The 15,805-nt window shown below is 67.3% G+C and carries 16 protein-coding genes and 1 tRNA gene; 9 read left to right on the top strand and 8 right to left on the bottom strand.

Annotation, left to right across the window (positions count from 1 at the left end; genetic code table 11):
* Positions 1–52 precede the first annotated feature (52 nt).
* Positions 53–1,300 carry a tyrosine-type recombinase/integrase gene (locus ACFTWF_RS32390; RefSeq protein WP_378465179.1) on the top strand — a complete coding sequence of 416 codons (1,248 nt, stop codon included), beginning with the start codon at positions 53–55 and terminating at the stop codon, positions 1,298–1,300.
* Positions 1,300–1,377 (top strand) — tRNA-OTHER (locus ACFTWF_RS32385). Before ACFTWF_RS32390 ends, ACFTWF_RS32385 begins: the two co-directional genes overlap by 1 nt.
* 75 nt (positions 1,378–1,452) lie before the next feature.
* Here ACFTWF_RS32385 and ACFTWF_RS32380 read toward each other — a convergent pair.
* The 4 genes from ACFTWF_RS32380 to ACFTWF_RS32365 all read right to left on the bottom strand — a co-directional run bounded on the left by ACFTWF_RS32380 (position 1,453) and on the right by ACFTWF_RS32365 (position 4,782).
* Positions 1,453–2,400 carry an alpha/beta fold hydrolase gene (locus tag ACFTWF_RS32380; protein WP_378465178.1) on the bottom strand — a complete coding sequence of 316 codons (948 nt, stop codon included), beginning with the start codon at positions 2,398–2,400 and terminating at the stop codon, positions 1,453–1,455.
* Between the two features lie 54 nt (positions 2,401–2,454).
* Positions 2,455–3,279: an alpha/beta fold hydrolase gene (locus tag ACFTWF_RS32375; RefSeq protein ID WP_378465177.1), complete on the bottom strand. Its 825-nt coding sequence runs from the start codon at positions 3,277–3,279 to the stop codon at positions 2,455–2,457.
* A 226-nt stretch (positions 3,280–3,505) separates the two neighbouring features.
* Entirely contained in the window at positions 3,506–4,042 is a 537-nt protein-coding gene (locus tag ACFTWF_RS32370) for a PaaI family thioesterase (RefSeq protein ID WP_378465176.1), read from the bottom strand.
* 23 nt (positions 4,043–4,065) lie between these two features.
* On the bottom strand, positions 4,066–4,782 hold the full coding sequence (locus tag ACFTWF_RS32365; protein WP_378465175.1) for an SDR family oxidoreductase: 717 nt from the start codon (positions 4,780–4,782) through the stop codon (positions 4,066–4,068).
* Between the two features lie 87 nt (positions 4,783–4,869).
* Here ACFTWF_RS32365 and ACFTWF_RS32360 point away from each other — a divergent pair, with 87 nt between their 5' ends.
* Positions 4,870–5,373, top strand: a complete 504-nt coding sequence (locus ACFTWF_RS32360; protein ID WP_378465174.1) for a winged helix-turn-helix transcriptional regulator — start codon at positions 4,870–4,872, stop codon at positions 5,371–5,373.
* 100 nt (positions 5,374–5,473) lie between these two features.
* On the top strand, positions 5,474–6,817 hold the full coding sequence (gene gdhA, locus ACFTWF_RS32355; protein ID WP_378465173.1) for an NADP-specific glutamate dehydrogenase: 1,344 nt from the start codon (positions 5,474–5,476) through the stop codon (positions 6,815–6,817).
* Positions 6,818–6,874: 57 nt separating this feature from the next.
* Here gdhA and ACFTWF_RS32350 read toward each other — a convergent pair whose 3' ends face one another.
* The 3 genes from ACFTWF_RS32350 to ACFTWF_RS32340 are packed head-to-tail and all read right to left on the bottom strand — an operon-like array spanning position 6,875 to position 9,411.
* Entirely contained in the window at positions 6,875–7,084 is a 210-nt protein-coding gene (locus ACFTWF_RS32350; RefSeq protein WP_378465172.1) for a hypothetical protein, read from the bottom strand.
* Positions 7,085–7,096: 12 nt separating this feature from the next.
* Positions 7,097–8,269, bottom strand: a complete 1,173-nt coding sequence (locus ACFTWF_RS32345) for a fatty acid desaturase family protein (protein WP_378465171.1) — start codon at positions 8,267–8,269, stop codon at positions 7,097–7,099.
* A gap of 32 nt (positions 8,270–8,301) precedes the next feature.
* Positions 8,302–9,411 (bottom strand): ferredoxin reductase, encoded by a 1,110-nt coding sequence (locus ACFTWF_RS32340; protein ID WP_378465170.1) that lies wholly within the window; start codon positions 9,409–9,411, stop codon positions 8,302–8,304.
* Positions 9,412–9,529: 118 nt separating this feature from the next.
* Between ACFTWF_RS32340 and ACFTWF_RS32335 the strand changes: the two genes are divergently transcribed.
* From ACFTWF_RS32335 to ACFTWF_RS32325, 3 genes are all read left to right on the top strand, one after another.
* Positions 9,530–10,234, top strand: a complete 705-nt coding sequence (locus ACFTWF_RS32335) for a TetR family transcriptional regulator (RefSeq protein ID WP_378465169.1) — start codon at positions 9,530–9,532, stop codon at positions 10,232–10,234.
* Positions 10,235–10,257: 23 nt separating this feature from the next.
* Positions 10,258–11,109: an alpha/beta fold hydrolase gene (locus ACFTWF_RS32330; RefSeq protein WP_378465168.1), complete on the top strand. Its 852-nt coding sequence runs from the start codon at positions 10,258–10,260 to the stop codon at positions 11,107–11,109.
* Positions 11,110–11,186: 77 nt separating this feature from the next.
* Complete coding sequence (locus tag ACFTWF_RS32325) at positions 11,187–11,768, top strand: DUF4203 domain-containing protein (protein ID WP_378465167.1); 582 nt, start codon at positions 11,187–11,189, stop codon at positions 11,766–11,768.
* On the opposite strand, the gene ACFTWF_RS32320 is transcribed toward ACFTWF_RS32325, so the two are convergent.
* On the bottom strand, positions 11,765–13,090 hold the full coding sequence (locus ACFTWF_RS32320) for an MFS transporter (protein ID WP_378465166.1): 1,326 nt from the start codon (positions 13,088–13,090) through the stop codon (positions 11,765–11,767). The two genes, ACFTWF_RS32325 and ACFTWF_RS32320, sit on opposite strands and share 4 nt — an antisense overlap.
* 125 nt (positions 13,091–13,215) lie before the next feature.
* On the opposite strand from ACFTWF_RS32320, the gene ACFTWF_RS32315 reads away from it, so the two are divergent.
* Both ACFTWF_RS32315 and ACFTWF_RS32310 read left to right on the top strand, forming a co-directional pair.
* Positions 13,216–13,749, top strand: coding sequence for a PadR family transcriptional regulator (locus ACFTWF_RS32315; RefSeq protein ID WP_378465165.1), 534 nt, complete (start codon positions 13,216–13,218; stop codon positions 13,747–13,749).
* A 13-nt stretch (positions 13,750–13,762) separates the two neighbouring features.
* Positions 13,763–15,787: an FAD-dependent oxidoreductase gene (locus ACFTWF_RS32310; RefSeq protein ID WP_378465164.1), complete on the top strand. Its 2,025-nt coding sequence runs from the start codon at positions 13,763–13,765 to the stop codon at positions 15,785–15,787.
* The last annotated feature ends 18 nt before the right edge of the window (positions 15,788–15,805 follow it).

Here is a 15,805-nt window from a genome sequence, read left to right as displayed (position 1 = left end):
TAGTCGTGACCAACGACGATCACACGGCGGCGGCCTGATGGCCCGCCCGCCAATGCCTCTCGGCACCTGGGGGCACATCAAACGCACGAAGGTCGACAAGGGTCGGTGGTACGCCGACGGCCGGTACCGCGCGCAGAACGGGCGGACCCGGCGGATGCGCCGCTACTCCCCCGAGGGCGTCTTCGACCGCGAAGGAGCTGCGGCCGAGCGAATCCTGATCGAGGCGATGAAGTCGGCGTGCGAGTCGACCGGCGATCTCGACGGGACGACGACGATCGACGAGCTCTGGACGACGTACCGGGTGGATCTCGTGGAGACCGGCAAGGCGCCGCGCACGCTCAGGAGGTACGACGACGTCGCGAAGTTCATCTCGGCACAGCTCGGCGGCCTGAGACTGCAGGAGGTGTCGACGCAGCGCCTCGAGACGTTCCTCCGCTCGGTCGCCGAGGTGAACGGTGCCGGCAACGCGAAGTCGACGCGGTCGGTGCTGTCGGGGATGTTCTCGATGGCGACCCGGCTGGGCGTGGTGAAGGTGAACCCGGTGCGCGACACCCGGCCGGCGACGTCGACGACGAAGCCTGCCCGGTCGCTGGAACCGGAACAGCTCGCGAAGCTGTTGGTCGACCTCCGCGAGTCGAAGATTCCGTGCCCCGCGGTCGGCAAGGGCGGCGTTCCACTGCCGTCGAAGTACCGCGTGCCGACAGTCGCCGAGTACTGCGCGAGCGTGGACCTGATCGACGTCATCACGATGTTCGCGGCGACCGGCGTCCGCATGTCGGAGCTGATCGGCATGACGTGGCCGGGCCTGGATCTGCAGGCGAAGACGATCACGCTGTCGGAGAAGGCGACCCGGGTGCCCGGCGTCGGCCTGACGTTGGTCAGCCGCGACGACGACCCGAAGAACACGAACCGGACGCTGGCATTGCCGGACTTCGCGGTGACGATGCTGCGGGCCCGCAAGCTGGCGATGCCACCGAACACCCATCAGGTGCTGTTCCCATCCTCTACGGGGACGATCAGGGACGCGGACGCCCTGAATGTGCAGTGGCGGCGGGTTCGGGCGGCGCTCAGGTTGGACTGGGTCACGGCGCACACGTTCCGGCGAACGGTGGCGTCGCTGCTGGACGAGTCGAAGATGGGCCCGCGGATCACGGCGGACCAGCTCGGGCACGCGAGTCCGTCGATGACGATGGACAAGTACATGTCGCGGGGGAAGGTCCGCCCGGAGGTCGCGGCGATCCTCGATGCCGCGGTCAAAGTGGAGAGTAAGCGGAGAGTGGACGGTTCGACAGGGTCCTAGCGCCCGTATTTACCTGCAGGAACAGTGATTTGAACCTGCGACTCTCTTGGTCGCAGGTTCGAATCCTGCCGGGGGCACTCATACGACGAGGCACGGTCCGGCGAAAACCTGTGCAGTCGGGAACCAGGGGCCCGCCCACACGAGCGCGGGACTCACGCCGCGGGACAACTCACAGCCGGCGCGAGAACCGAACAGACCTGCTCGACCACGAGAGCGGGATTCTCGTTCTCGATGAAGTGACCGCTGCCGGTCTGCGTGACGTGGGTGGCGTCGAGCGCCGCCGAGAGGAGCGCGGCGGCGTCGAGCCACTGGGGCCAGTACGCGTCGGCATCACCGATCCCAAGGTAGTCGAAGGGAACATCCGAGGTGAGGACGACGGCGGGGATCGCGGGCGGCGGAGGCGTGGAGTCGAGCGCCGCGAGGGTGGCGGGATAGTCTGGGGTCTCCGCGCCGGGATGCTTCCCACCGTTCGTCTCGATGTCCCGCATCCACTGGTCCCACACCGCGGGCGGCAATGTCGACTGCAGGTATTGCGATCCGGGATCGACGAGGACCAGCCCGGAGACCTCGTCCGGGTAGGTCCTGGCGTACGCGGACGCGATCACTCCGCCCCACGAATGTCCGACCAGCACCCGGGGCCCCGCAAGCTCGGCCTCCGTCACGAGGGCATGCAGATCCGCCACGTCGGCCTGCGCCGTGGTCGGTTGCGGTACGCCTGTTGATCGGCTCGCCTCGCCGTCCATCTGCTCGGTCCCGGGACGGTCGTAGGCGCATACTCTGGTGAACTTCGCGATCTCGGGGAAGACGGCGGAATCGCTGCGCTGGGGCGGGTTCGCCTGATCTGCGGGGTTGCCCGCGTAGCTCCAATTGTCCGCGGCGACCCCCGCCCCGGAGACGAGCACGACCGTCGGGGAACCGGAACCGCGGCACTCGAGATACATGTCGCGGCCACCGCCGATGTCGACCAGCCCGGAACGGTCACCCGGACCGGGAACGAACCTGCCCGCTGCTGCTGACCGAGCCGTCGTCTCGGTCGCGGGTCCGTTCGTCGCGGTGCCGCACCCGGACACCACCACGCACCCGAGCGCCGCGACGAACACGGTGCTCCGAACAAGGCGCGACGCGGGTCTCATGGCGATCGGGCGGGCTCGGCGTCAGCCCTTCAGGAACTCCAGCAGGTCGGCGTTGATCGTCTCCGCCTGCGTGGTGGGCATGCCGTGGGGGAAGTCCTTGTACGTCTTCAGTGTCCCGTTCGCGAGAAGCTTCGCGGACAGGGGTCCCGCGTCGGCGTAGGGCACGATCTGATCGTCTTCGCTGTGCATCACGAGCACCGGCACCGTGATCTTCTTCAGGTCCTCGGTGAAGTCGGTCTGCGAGAAGGCGACGATGCCGTCGTAGTGCGCCTTGGCCCCGCCCATCATTCCCTGGCGCCACCAGTTCTCGATGACGGCCTCCGACGATTCCACGCCCGGCCGGTTGAAGCCGTAGAACGGCCCCGACGGCAGGTCGCGGTAGAAGACGGAACGGTTGGCCGCGAGTTGCGCCTGCAGGTCGTCGAAGACGTCCTTCGGAAGGCCGCCCGGGTTCGCCTCCGTCTTCACCATCAGCGGGGGCACCGCACTGATCAGCGCAGCCTTCGACACTCGGCTCTCTCCGTGCCGCGCGAGATAGTGCACCACCTCGCCGCCACCGGTCGAATGGCCGACGTGGATCGCGTCTCGGAGGTCGAGGTGCGATGTCAGCGCGGCGAGGTCGTCGGCGTAGTGGTCCATGTCGTGGCCGTCGCCGGTCTGGGTGGAGCGTCCGTGGCCGCGCCGGTCGTGGGCGATGACGCGGTAGCCGTGCTGGAGGAAGAACAGCATCTGGGTGTCCCAGTCGTCCGCCGACAGCGGCCAGCCGTGACTGAACACGATGGGTTGACCGGTTCCCCAGTCCTTGAAGAAGATCTCCGTGCCGTCCTGCGTGGTGATCGTGCCCATGGGTGTGCCTTCCTTGACCGCTCCGGGGATGACGCTGATGAGGACGCACTTCAGTACATCAAATGCCGGCCCCTCGCCGGGCGGCTTCGACGACCCCGCGGGTCGCGTACTCGCGCGTAGCAAACCGACCGATTAGTCTCGTTCACGCATCGCCCCAACCCGACGGGGCAACGGTGCATCGGGACCCGCCACTCCCCTCCGCGAGTGGCGGGTTTCCCGGCCGGTATCAGACCTCCCGAGGAACCTCGAACACCAGCAGCGTGCTGGTGGCGGTGGCGACGAGGCGGCCCTGCGAGTCGGTGACCTCCCCCTCCGCGAACGCGATGCGGCGACCCGACTTCTTCACGACGCCGGTGGCCGTCAACGCACCCGAATCGCGGGTGGCTCCGCGGATGTAGTTGACCTTGATCTCGACCGACGTGTAACCCCACCCCGCCGGCAGCGTCGAGTGCACCGCACATCCGGCCACCGAATCGAGCAGCGTGCAGACGGCACCGCCGTGGATCGCGCCGATGGGGTTGTACTGCGACTCGTCGGGGTCGAGCGCGAAGACCACCCTCCCGGGTTCGGCCTCCAGGAATCGCAGGTTCATGAGGCTGGCGATCGGGGGCGCCGGAACGCGTCCGTCGAGGATCGCGCGCAGGTAGGTGAGGCCGTCGAGTTCCCGGGCCCTGCGTGCCGGCCCGGTCGGGTCGTGCCACTCGACGATCTTCGACCGCACCTCTCCCCACTCCGCGTCCGCCACGCCCTCGATCGTCGACACGTCACCGCTTCCGAACACATCCACTATGCGGCCCCCCGTTCCGCGGACTGCGGATAGAGAACGTCGAGGTCGCCCGAAAGTGCCGCCTTGACAGCGCGGGTGGTGTCGTCGGCGAGGACCTCGTCCGCACCCGACTCGATGCCGTCGAACGCCAGTCGCGCGACCTCGGCCGCAGAGATCTTCTCGACGTCGAGTCCGCTCGTCATGTCGGTGTCCATGTACCCGAGATGCAGCCCGACCATCTGAATATGTTGCGCCGCGAGTTCGGCGCGCATGGCGTTGGTGGCACTCCAGAGGGCGGCCTTCGAGACGCTGTAGGAGCCGCCGACGGCCAACCACGACAACACGGAGTGCACGTTGAGAATCGCACCACCCCCGTTGGACGCGATGACCGGCGCGAGCGTGCGGGTCACGTTGAGAGGCCCGTAGAGGTTGGTTTCCAGTTCACGGCGCATCCCGTCGAGATCACCCGTCAATGGCGACTCGCCGATGAAGATGCCGGCGTTGTTGATCAGCACACCGAGATCGCCGACGATCTCCGCCGCGGCGTACACCGACTCGGGGTTGGTGACGTCCAGGTGCACGGGTACGACCCGCGGGTGCCCGTCGATCGTCGAGACGTCCCGTGCCGATGCGTAGACCGTTCGCGCTCCTCGCGCCAGCGCCTCGGCGACGAAGGCACGTCCGAGCCCGCGATTGGCCCCGGTGACCAGCACCGTTCGATCTTGAATCGTGGTCATGACGACCCCTTCGAATTAGTAAGTCTGATTTTCCAACTAACTGCGATTCCGACACTAACCCCTATTAGTTGGAAAACACAACCCTCTATGATGGAGTGCATGAACACCGGCGACACCGAGCCAGCGACCCCCGAGATCGTGATGGACCGCATGCCACTGGCACCGAGACCCTGCGCCATCGCCGCCACGATGGAACTCATCGGCGACCGCTGGTCCATGCTGGTGATCCGCGAACTGAGTTACGGGGTGCACCGGTTCGACCGGATCGCCGGGTACATCGGCGTGTCCCGCGACATCCTCACCGCGCGCCTGCGCAAACTCGAGGAGGTCGGCGTCATCGAGCGCAGGCAGTACTCCGAGCACCCTCCCCGATTCGAGTACCACCTGACCCCGGCGGGCGAGGACCTGCGGCCACTGCTCCTGTCGCTGTTCCAATGGGGCAGCAAGTGGGCGGTCGACGAGGCCCCGTCCGTCCTCGTCCACGAGTGCGGACACTCACTGGAACTGGAGCAGCGGTGCGCGCATTGCGGCGAGGCCGTCGAGAACACCGCTGTCGCAATGCATTCCCGCGCACCCCTACGGAAGCCCTGACCCGCACGCACGGCGCGATACAGGACACCTGGCATCCGGTCTATAGTTTTCAAGGTAAACGTCAGGTAACGAATTCCTCACACGTCAGGCAGGTGGGTCTGTGTCAACGCGCGACCAGGTAGCAGAGATCTACGAGCAGGTCCGCCTGCGGAACGCCGGAGAACCCGAGTTCCACCAGGCGGCCGCGGAGGTCTTCGAGTCGCTCCAGGTCGTGCTCGACCACCACCCCCATTACGCCGACTCCGGTTTGATCGAACGACTGTGCGAGCCCGAGCGCCAGATCATCTTCCGGGTGCCGTGGGTCGACGACGCCGGCAACGTGCGCGTCAACCGCGGCTTCCGCGTGCAGTACAACAGCGTGCTCGGCCCCTACAAGGGCGGCCTGCGGTTTCACCCCAGCGTGAATCTGGGAATCGTGAAGTTCCTCGGCTTCGAGCAGATCTTCAAGAACGCGCTCACCGGACTCCCGATCGGCGGCGGCAAGGGTGGCTCCGACTTCGACCCGAAGGGCCGTTCGGAGGCGGAGGTCATGCGGTTCTGCCAGTCGTTCATGACCGAACTGCACCGCCACATCGGTGAGTACACCGACGTCCCGGCCGGCGACATCGGCGTCGGCGGCCGCGAGATCGGCTACCTGTTCGGTCAATACAAGCGTCTCACCAACTCCTACGAGTCCGGTGTCCTCACCGGCAAGGGCCTCACCTGGGGCGGATCGCAGGTACGCCGCGAGGCCACCGGGTACGGCGTCGCCTACTTCGTCGCCGAAATGCTGAAGGCCGCGAACAGTTCGCTCGACGGCAAGACCGTCGTGGTCTCCGGGTCGGGCAACGTCGCGATCTACGCGATCGAGAAGGTGCACCAACTCGGCGGAATCGCGATTGCGTGCTCCGATTCGTCGGGATACATCGTCGACGAGAAGGGCATCGACCTCGAACTCCTGAAGGAGATCAAGGAAGTGCGCCGCGGACGGATCACCGAGTACGTCGACGCGGTGCCGCACGCCCGGTTCGTCCCGGACGGTTCCATCTGGGACGTGCCGTGCGACGTGGCACTCCCCTGCGCCACCCAGAACGAACTCGACGACGCCGCTGCCAAGTCCCTCGTCTCGAACGGGGTGCAGGCGGTGGCCGAGGGCGCGAACATGCCCACCACCCCGCAGGGCGTCCAGGTGTTCCGCGATGCCTCGGTGGCGTTCGCCCCGGGCAAGGCGGCCAACGCCGGTGGGGTGGCCACGTCGGCACTCGAGATGCAGCAGAACGCATCCCGCGACTCGTGGGGATTCGGCTACACCGACGAACGCCTGGCCGCGATCATGCGCGGGATCCACGAACGCACCGTGGCCACGGCCGCCGAATACGGCATGCCCGGCGACTACGTGCACGGCGCGAACATCGCCGGTTTCGTGAAGGTCGCCGACGCCATGATCTCGCTCGGCGTCATCTAGCGGAACGAAAGGTGGGCCACGACCGGTGACGGTCGTGGCCCACCTCGGCGAGGTTCCTCAGTCGACGGGTTCGTCCTCGCCCGCATCTTCGCGGGCCTTCTTCGCGGCCTCACGCATCTCGATGCCGTCGGACACCCAGTCGCCGATCTCCCGGGTGACGTCCCGGACGGCGCCGGCGATGATCGTCGCGATCTGGCCGACGTGTGTGGCTGCGGACTCCGTCAGTTCCTGCACGGTGTCCTTGCGCCGCTCGAACTTCCCCACCATGTGTTTCGCCTCTCAGGCTGCAGTCTTCTGCCGCTCGACGATAACACCAGGAGGGGTGTCGGACGAGACGAGACCGGGCGGCAATGCGAACCTGAAGATCTTCGCCCATACGGAGCCGATCTGCTTGAAGAAGCCACCCGTGTTGTAGGGCAGGCCGTGCTTTTCACACAGCGCCTTCACGACGGGTGCCATCTCCGGGTACCGATGGGCGGGCAGGTCCGGGAAGAGGTGGTGCTCGATCTGGTGCGACAGGTTGCCCGACATGATGTGGAACAGCGGGCTGCCCTCGATGTTCGCGCTGCCGAGCATCTGCCGGACGTACCACTCGCCGCGGGTTTCCTCCGCGGTCTCGTCCTCGGTGAAACTCTGCACGCCGGTGGGGAAATGGCCGCAGAAGATGATGGAGTACGCCCACACGTTGCGGATCAGGTTGGCGGTCACGTTGCCGAGCAGCGTGGACACGAACAGCGGCCCGGTGAGTGCGGGGAAGATCGCGTAGTCCTTGAGCACCTGCCGACCCGCCTTGCGCCACCAGCCCTTCAGCAGCGGTTTGACGTCGCGCCACTTCCGCTTGCCCTGGATCACGTTCTCCGCCTCCAGGTCGTGCATCATGACGCCCCACTCGAACAGCATCATCAGCAGGAAGGCGTAGACCGGGTTCCCCAGGTAGTAGGGATTCCACTTCTGCGCCTCGTCGATCCGCAGGATGCCGTAGCCGATGTCCCGGTCCCGGCCGAGAATGTTGGTGTACGTGTGGTGCATGTAGTTGTGCGAGTGCTTCCACTGATCGGCCGGGCAGACGGTGTCCCATTCGAACACCCGGGAGTTGAGGCCCGGTTCCCGCATCCAGTCGTACTGGCCGTGCATGACGTTGTGGCCGATCTCCATGTTGTCGAGGATTTTCGACACACCGAGGGCCCCGACGCCCGCGATCCACGCCGGCGGGAAGAACCCGAGGTACATCAAACCGCGGCCGGCGACCTCGAATCCCCTCTGCGCCTTGATGATCTTGTAGATGTATTCGCGGTCCTCGGCGCCGAGATCCGCGACCGTCCGGTCGCGGAGGGCGTCCAGTTGCCTGCCGATCTCTTCGACCTGGTCGTGGCTGAGCACCACCGGGGCGTCGGCGCGGGAGCCGTCGGAACCGTCGACGAACGGGAGGAACGAGAGTGAGAGTCCAAACATGTTCGGTCTCCAGACTTGATGTCGAGTGAAAGTCAGATGTCGAGGGCGACGTCGCCCACCGGAACCGAGACGCACAGCTGAATCGCCTTGTCCGGATCGGTGTCGGTGTCGCCGGTGCGGACGTTCTTGGTGCATCCCGATTTCTTCGTCGTGGTGCAGGAGAAGCAGATCCCCATCCGGCACCCGTATTCGGGATGGAGGCCGGCGGCCTCCGCCTGTTCGAGCAGCGTCGCTCCGGTGTTGCCGGCGGTGACACCGCTGGCCGCGAACGTCACCTCGCCGCCGGCCTCGCCGTCCGCCGGGGCTGCGGCGGGCGCGAACTCCTCGGTGTGCAGCCGGTCCTCGATGCCGAGTTCGCGGTACACCTCGCGGACACCGCGCATCAGTCCGGGCGGGCCGCAGAGGTAGGTCTCGGCGTCGGCGTACCAGGGCGCGACGGCGTCGAGATGCTCCTGACCGAAGAAGCCGTGGAGGTGTCCGCCGGCGTCCTGATCGGTGTACGCGAGCACCAGTGAGACGTTGGCGTTCGCGTCGGCGAGCTCACGCAACTCGTCGAGGTAGGCGACATCGTTTTCGGTGTACGCGTAGTGCAGAAAAGTGATGTTGCCGGAGTGCTGCTCGTCGACGAGCGTGCGCAGCATCGACAGAACCGGCGTGATTCCGCTGCCTCCACTGACCAGCAGGAGGCGACGCGGGCGAGGAGACGGCAGGGTGAATTCGCCCGCCGCCTGAGACAGGTCGAGCACGAGGCCGGGGCTCGCGTGGGCGTGCAGGTACTGCGAGACCATCCCCTCGGGATGCGCCTTGACCGTCAGCTCGACGTGCCCGTCGGTGGACGCCTGCGCATTGGCGGGCGAGTAGCAGCGGGTGTGTCGCACCCCGTCGATCACGACGCCCACCTGCACGAACTGTCCGGCGCGGAATCCGCGCCACTGGCGGGTGGGACGCAGCGTGAGGGTGACGGTGTCGGCGGTGGACCGCCGGACCGCGACCACCTCGGCGCGGAGATCGCGCACGGTGACCATGGGCGTGACGAGTTCGAGGTAGCGGTCGAGTTGGTGCGGAGTGGCCATCGCCTCGAACAACGACAGCAGCGAGAACCTGCGTCCCTCCGCCGGACGACTGGTGTGGGCAACTGACACGTCAGCCTCCTCCATTTGAGTGCACGGTTGTACACTGACAATAGTGTGACAGAGGGAGACAGGTAGTTGTCAATCGAAATGTGACAGCGCGCACACCCGAGGCAGGGATCGGATACACATGCCGGACGACGAGTACCCGGACCCGACGGACGCGGCCGTCACCGCGCCTACACTCACTGCCGTGAGTCAGTCGACCGGCGCCGGACCCGAGAGCAGGGCAGCCCGCAAGGAGCGCACGAGAAAGGCACTTCTCGACGGCACGCTCGAACTCATGGCAGACCGCAGTTTCGCCGGCGTCAGCCTGCGCGAGATCGCCCGCACCGCGGGGATCGTCCCCACCGCGTTCTACCGCCACTTCGCGTCCATCGAGGAACTCGGGGTGGTGCTCGTCGAGGAGGGCATGCGGATACTGCGGCAGATGCTGCGCGACGCCCGGCGCACCCCGAGCACCAAGAGCGCCGGCGCTTCCCTCGACATCCTCGTGCGGCAGGTTCGCACCCACGAGGCGCAGTTCCGATTCCTCAGCCGCGAACGCTACGGCGGCGTCCCCGAGATCCGTCGGGCGATCGCGACCGAGATGACGCTGTTCGTCAGCGAACTCACGGTCGACCTGTCGCGCATCGACGGCCTGCAGTCCTGGGACCACGACGACCTGGAGACGGCCGCCGACCTGATCGTGTCCACCATGTTCGCCGTCGTCGTCGACCTGCTCGAGGCCGATCGTCCCGGAAGCCGAAGCGAGGCCGAGGTGGTGGCCCGCGCGGAAAAGCAACTGCGCCTGATCATGCTCGGCATGAGCGAGTGGAACTCCGCAACGAACTAGGACCGTCGCCGTACGGTGGGGGCATGCCGTCACCCTCCGACCACACGCACATCGCTCTCGGCGACCTCACGTTCGACGTCACGATCAGCGGTCCCGCCGACGGCGCTCCCGTCGTTCTGCTGCACGGGTTTCCGGAGAGCGCCGCGTCCTGGCTGCCGGTCAGCGCCCTGCTGAACGAGTCCGGTCTGCGGACGTACGCGCCGAACCAGCGCGGATATTCGCCCGGTGCGCGGCCCGACGGTGTGGACTCGTACCGGATCGACCACCTCGTCGCGGACGTCATCGGGCTCCTCGACGCACTCGGCCTCGACACCGCGCATCTGGTCGGCCACGACTGGGGCGCTGCCGTGGCATGGATCGTGGCCGCACGGCACTCCGACCGGATTCGGACGCTCACCACCGTCTCGGTGCCCCACCCCGCCGCGTTCGGCTGGGCGCTGCGCGAGGACGCCGACCAGAAGGAACGCTCCTCGTACATCCGCCTTCTGCGAATGGAAGGCAAGGCCGAGCACGTGCTGCTCCGCGACGACGCGCTGGCACTACGCGCGATGTTCGGGGGCGTCGTCGCGCCGGCACTCGTCGACGAGCACGTCGCGCTGCTCGGGCAACCGGGAGCGCTGAACGCCGCGCTGAACTGGTACCGCGCGATGACGAGCGATTTCGCGGCGACCCCCGCCGTCACCGTTCCCACGACCTACGTCTGGAGCACCGGCGACACGGCGCTCGGGCGTGCAGGCGCCGAGCGGTGCGGCGAGTTCGTCGATGCGCCCTACGAGTTCGTCGTCCTCGACGGCGCAACGCACTGGATCCCGGAGCAGCGGCCCGACGCCCTCGCGGAGGCGATCCTGACCCGCACCGGAACGGCACCGGACTGAAATCTGCTGTTCCCCTCGACCGGGCAATCGTTCTGGTTTGATGGCACTACGCGTCCCGTGCACCCTGGGAGGGCACCATGAGTGGCATCGCAATCCTTCTGGTCGGCGCGGTTCTGTGCTTCGCCGGTGTCGGTTCACTCCACGTCGCCGTGCTCGCCTCGGGTTTCGGCCTCGGCTGGCTCCTCGCCGATCTGCTGTCGCTGTCGCTCGGGACCACGTTCCTGATCGCGGCGATCGGTGCGGTCGTGGCGTGGGTGGCCACCACCCTGATCTTCAAGTTCGCCGCATTCTTTCTCGGCATCATCGCCGGCGCCGTGATCGGGGCGAAGCTCAGTCGTGTGCTGCAACCCGACGACGCCAATTGGCTCCTCAGCGCAATCGTGATCGTCGCGCTCGCGGTCGCCTGCGGTTTCATCGCCGACCGGTACCGCGCGCGGGCGTTGCTGTGGCTCACCGCCCTCGGCGGCGCCAGCATGATGCTGACCGGACTCGGCCTGGCCATCAGCCCCCTGCGGTTCCTCGAGGATCCGAACGAGGGCGCCCAGCAATTCTTCGCCTCGGTGATCTGGGTCGTCGTCGCGGCAGCGGGCTGGCTCACCCAGCGGAGGCTGTTCCCGGAGAAACTTCGGATCGACGACGATCGTCGCGCGAAGCGTTAGTCGCGTTCGGGCGCCTTCACCACCGCCAGCGCGGCGAGTCCGATCGCCAGGACGATCACCAGACCGAGGATCCCGGCGCGGTCTGCCGCGAACCACCAGGCGAACAACCCGAACAGGGTCGGCGCCAGGAACGACACGGCGCGACCCGTGGTCGCATACAGGCCGAACATCTGCCCTTCCCGGCCGGGCGGGGTGATCCGGGCTAGGAAGGTGCGCGCCGAGGACTGCGCGGGACCGACGAACAGGCACAGCAGGAGTCCGAACAGCCAGAACATGGCCGGGCCCGAGACCGCCATCAGGACGACACCGACGACGATCATCGCGGACAGGGAGGTCACGATCACGGTCTTCGGTCCGATCCGATCGTCGAACCGGCCCGCGGTGAGCGCACCCAGCGCGGAGACGACATTGGCCGCGACTCCGAACAGCAGCACGTCCCCCGCGCCGATGCCGTAGACGTTGACGGCCAGGACGGCGCCGAAGGTGAAGACGCCGGCGAGCCCGTCCCGGAACAACGCGCTCGCAACCAGGAAGTACACGGTGCGCCGGTCGGCGGACCAGAGGTCGCGCAGGTCGCGCCACAGCACCCGGTACGACTCGGCGAAACCGGCCCTGTCGGCCCCCGGATCGGCGTTCGTGCGGGGCAGTTCCGGCACCTTCTGCAGCACCGGAATCGCGAATACCGCGAACCACACCGCCGCCAGCACGGCCACCATCCGGATGTTCAGTCCGCCGTCGGTGGTGAGCCCGAGAAACCCCCGGGTGTCGCCGTCACCGGCGATGAACCCGAAGTAGCACAGCAGCAGGAGCACGATCCCGCCGAAGTAGCCCATCGCCCACCCGAACCCCGACACCCGGCCGATGTTCGACGGCGTCGACACCTGCCTCAGCATCGCGTTGTAGGGGACGCCGGCCAACTCGAAGATCACCGAACCCGCGGCCAGCAGCACCAGCCCGAGCCAGAGGTACTGGTACGAGTCGCGGACGAAGAACATCGCCGCCATACAGCCGACGGTCGCGAAGGTGAGGACGCCGAGCGCCCATTTGCGGCGGCCCGCGGCGTCGAATCGCTGGCCGGTGACGGGTGCGAGTACCGCGATGAGGAATCCGGCAATGCCGAGCGACCATCCCAGCCACGTGCTCGCGGAGATCGATCCCGGCAGGTCGTCCCCCACTGCGTCCGTCAGGTACACGGAGAAGACGAACGTGAGGATGACGGCGTTGAAGGCCGCCGAACCCCAGTCCCACAACCCCCACGCGACAACCTGTCTGCGCGTCGCGGCCTCGCCGATCCCGGCCGGCGGACGAACGTCGGTGCTCATGCCCGCGAGCCTATGCGAGCGAACGGCACATTCGTGCGGTCTGACGCGACGAACGGACCGTTCAGCCGGCAAGTTAAGTATGCACTCAGTTGCATACTCACCTCGTTGCATACATACTGCTGTTCATGGCACTCGAACATGCGCTCCTCGTCTCCCTGACCGAGCACTCCGGCTCGGGCTACGAATTGGCGCGCCGGTTCGACAAGTCCATCGGCTTCTTCCAGAGCGCCACCCACCAGCAGATCTACCGCGTCCTCAAACGCATGGACGAGTCCGGCTGGGTCGACGCCGAGGTCGTGGCGCAGGACGGCAGACCCGACAAGAAGGTGTACCGGGTCAGTGCCGACGGGCGCGCGGAACTCGAACGCTGGATCGCCGAGCCGACCGAGCCCAATCACCTGCGCAACGAGCTGGCAGTGAAGATCCGCGCCGCTCGGCACGGCGACATCGCCGCACTCACCGCCGAGGTAGCCCGCCACCGCGACGGCCACGCCGCCCGGCTCGAGGTCTACCGCATGATCGAAAAACGCGACTTTCCCGCACCGGACCAGCTCTCCGGGGCGGCCCTGCACCAGTACCTCGTCCTGCGCGGCGGAATCCGCGTCGAAGAGGGTTTCGCCGACTGGTGCCAAGAAGTACTCGACGCGCTCGCACAGTAAGGACACGCCGCCCATGACACAGTTCCCACAGCTCCTCGCCCCCCTCGACCTCGGTTTCACGACGCTGAAGAACCGGGTGATCATGGGGTCCATCCACACCGGGCTCGAAGATCGCGCCAAGGACGTTCCCCGGCTGGCCGAATATTTCGCCGAGCGGGCACGCGGAGGTGTCGCGCTGATCGTCACCGGCGGATACGCGCCCAACCGGACGGGCTGGCTGCTGCCGTTCGGCGCCAAGCTCACCAACCGGGTCGAGGCCCGCAGGCACCGCGCGATCACGAAGGCGGTGCACGACGAGGGCGGCAAGATCGCCCTGCAGATCCTGCACGCCGGCCGGTACAGCTATCAGCCGCTGAGCGTCTCCGCCTCGTCGATCAAGGCGCCGATCAACCCGTTCCGGCCCCGCGCACTCACCGGCCGCGGAGTGCGCTGGCAGATCCGCAACTTCGTGCGCTGCGCGCGGCTCGCGCAGCAGGCGAATTACGACGGCGTCGAGATCATGGGCGGCGAGGGCTACTTCATCAACCAGTTCCTGTGCGAGCGCACCAACAAACGCACCGACGAGTGGGGCGGCACCCCCGAGAACCGCCGTCGGATGGCCGTCGAGATCGTCCGCCGCACCCGCGAGGCGGTGGGCCCGGACTTCATCATCATCTTCCGTCTGTCCATGGCCGACCTCGTCGAGGGCGGTCAGACGTGGGACGAAATCGTTTCGCTGGCACGGGAAGTGGAAGCCGCGGGCGCGACCGTCATCAACACCGACATCGGCTGGCACGAATCCCGTGTTCCCACGATCGTGACGTCGGTGCCGCGGGCCGCATTCGCCGACATCACCGGCAAGCTCGAGAAGCACGTGAGCATCCCCGTCGCCGCGTCCAACCGGATCAACATGCCGGAGGTCGCCGAGGAGATCCTGACCCGCGGTGACGCGCAGCTGATCTCGATGGCCCGCCCGATGCTCGCCGACCCCGACTGGGTCCGGAAGGCCGAGGCAGGCACCCCCGACGAGATCAACACGTGCATCGCCTGCAACCAGGCCTGCCTCGACCACGCGTTCGTGCGCAAGCACGTGTCGTGTCTGCTGAACCCACGTGCCGGCCGGGAGACGGAACTGACGCTCGCCCCCACCCGGACGACCAAGCGCGTCGCCGTCGTCGGCGCCGGCCCCGCGGGACTGTCCGCGGCGCTCGGCCTGGCGCAGCGCGGCCACGCGGTGACACTGTTCGAGGCCGACTCGGAGATCGGCGGCCAATTCGGCATCGCCCGCAAGATCCCCGGCAAGGAGGAGTTCGCGGAGACGATCCGGTACTACAACCGGCAACTCCCGCTGGCCGGCGTCGACGTCCGGCTCGACACCCGGGTCACCGCGACCGACCTCATCGGCGAGTACGACGAGGTGATCGTCGCGACCGGCGTGACGCCGCGAGTTCCGTCCATTCCCGGGATCGACCACCCGAAGGTGCTCACCTATCCGGAGGTCGTGCGGGGCGGCGCCCCCGTCGGTCGGTCGGTCGCGGTGATCGGCGCCGGCGGGATCGGCGTCGACGTCAGCGAATTCCTCACCCACGAGCACTCCCCGACCCTCGACCTGAAGGAGTGGAAGCAGGAGTGGGGTGTCACCGAACCCGAGGCCGCGGCCGGTGCGCTCACCGCCCCTGTTCCGGAGCCGTCGGCGCGCGAGGTGTACCTGCTGCAGCGCAAGAGCGGCCGCATCGGTGCCGGGCTCGCGAAAACCACCGGCTGGGTGCACCGGGCCGCGCTGAAGAACAAGGGCGTGCAGGAACTGTCCGGGGTCAACTACGAACGCATCGACGACGACGGCCTGCACATCACGTTCGGCGCCAAGCGCGAGAAGGCCCGCACCCTCGCCGTCGACAACGTCGTGATCTGCGCGGGTCAGGAATCGGTGCGTGATCTGGTCGACGAACTGACCGTCGCCGGCGTCACCACCCACGTCATCGGCGGCGCCGACGTCGCGGCCGAACTCGACGCCAAACGTGCCATCGAGCAGGGCACCCGGCTCGCGGCCCGCATCTGACGCATTACGCTGCTGACC

The sequence above is a fragment of the Rhodococcus sp. NPDC056960 genome, assembly GCF_042674125.1.
In the GTDB taxonomy this organism is placed as follows: domain Bacteria; phylum Actinomycetota; class Actinomycetes; order Mycobacteriales; family Mycobacteriaceae; genus Rhodococcus_F.
This window is presented reverse-complemented; position numbering and strand designations above follow the sequence as displayed.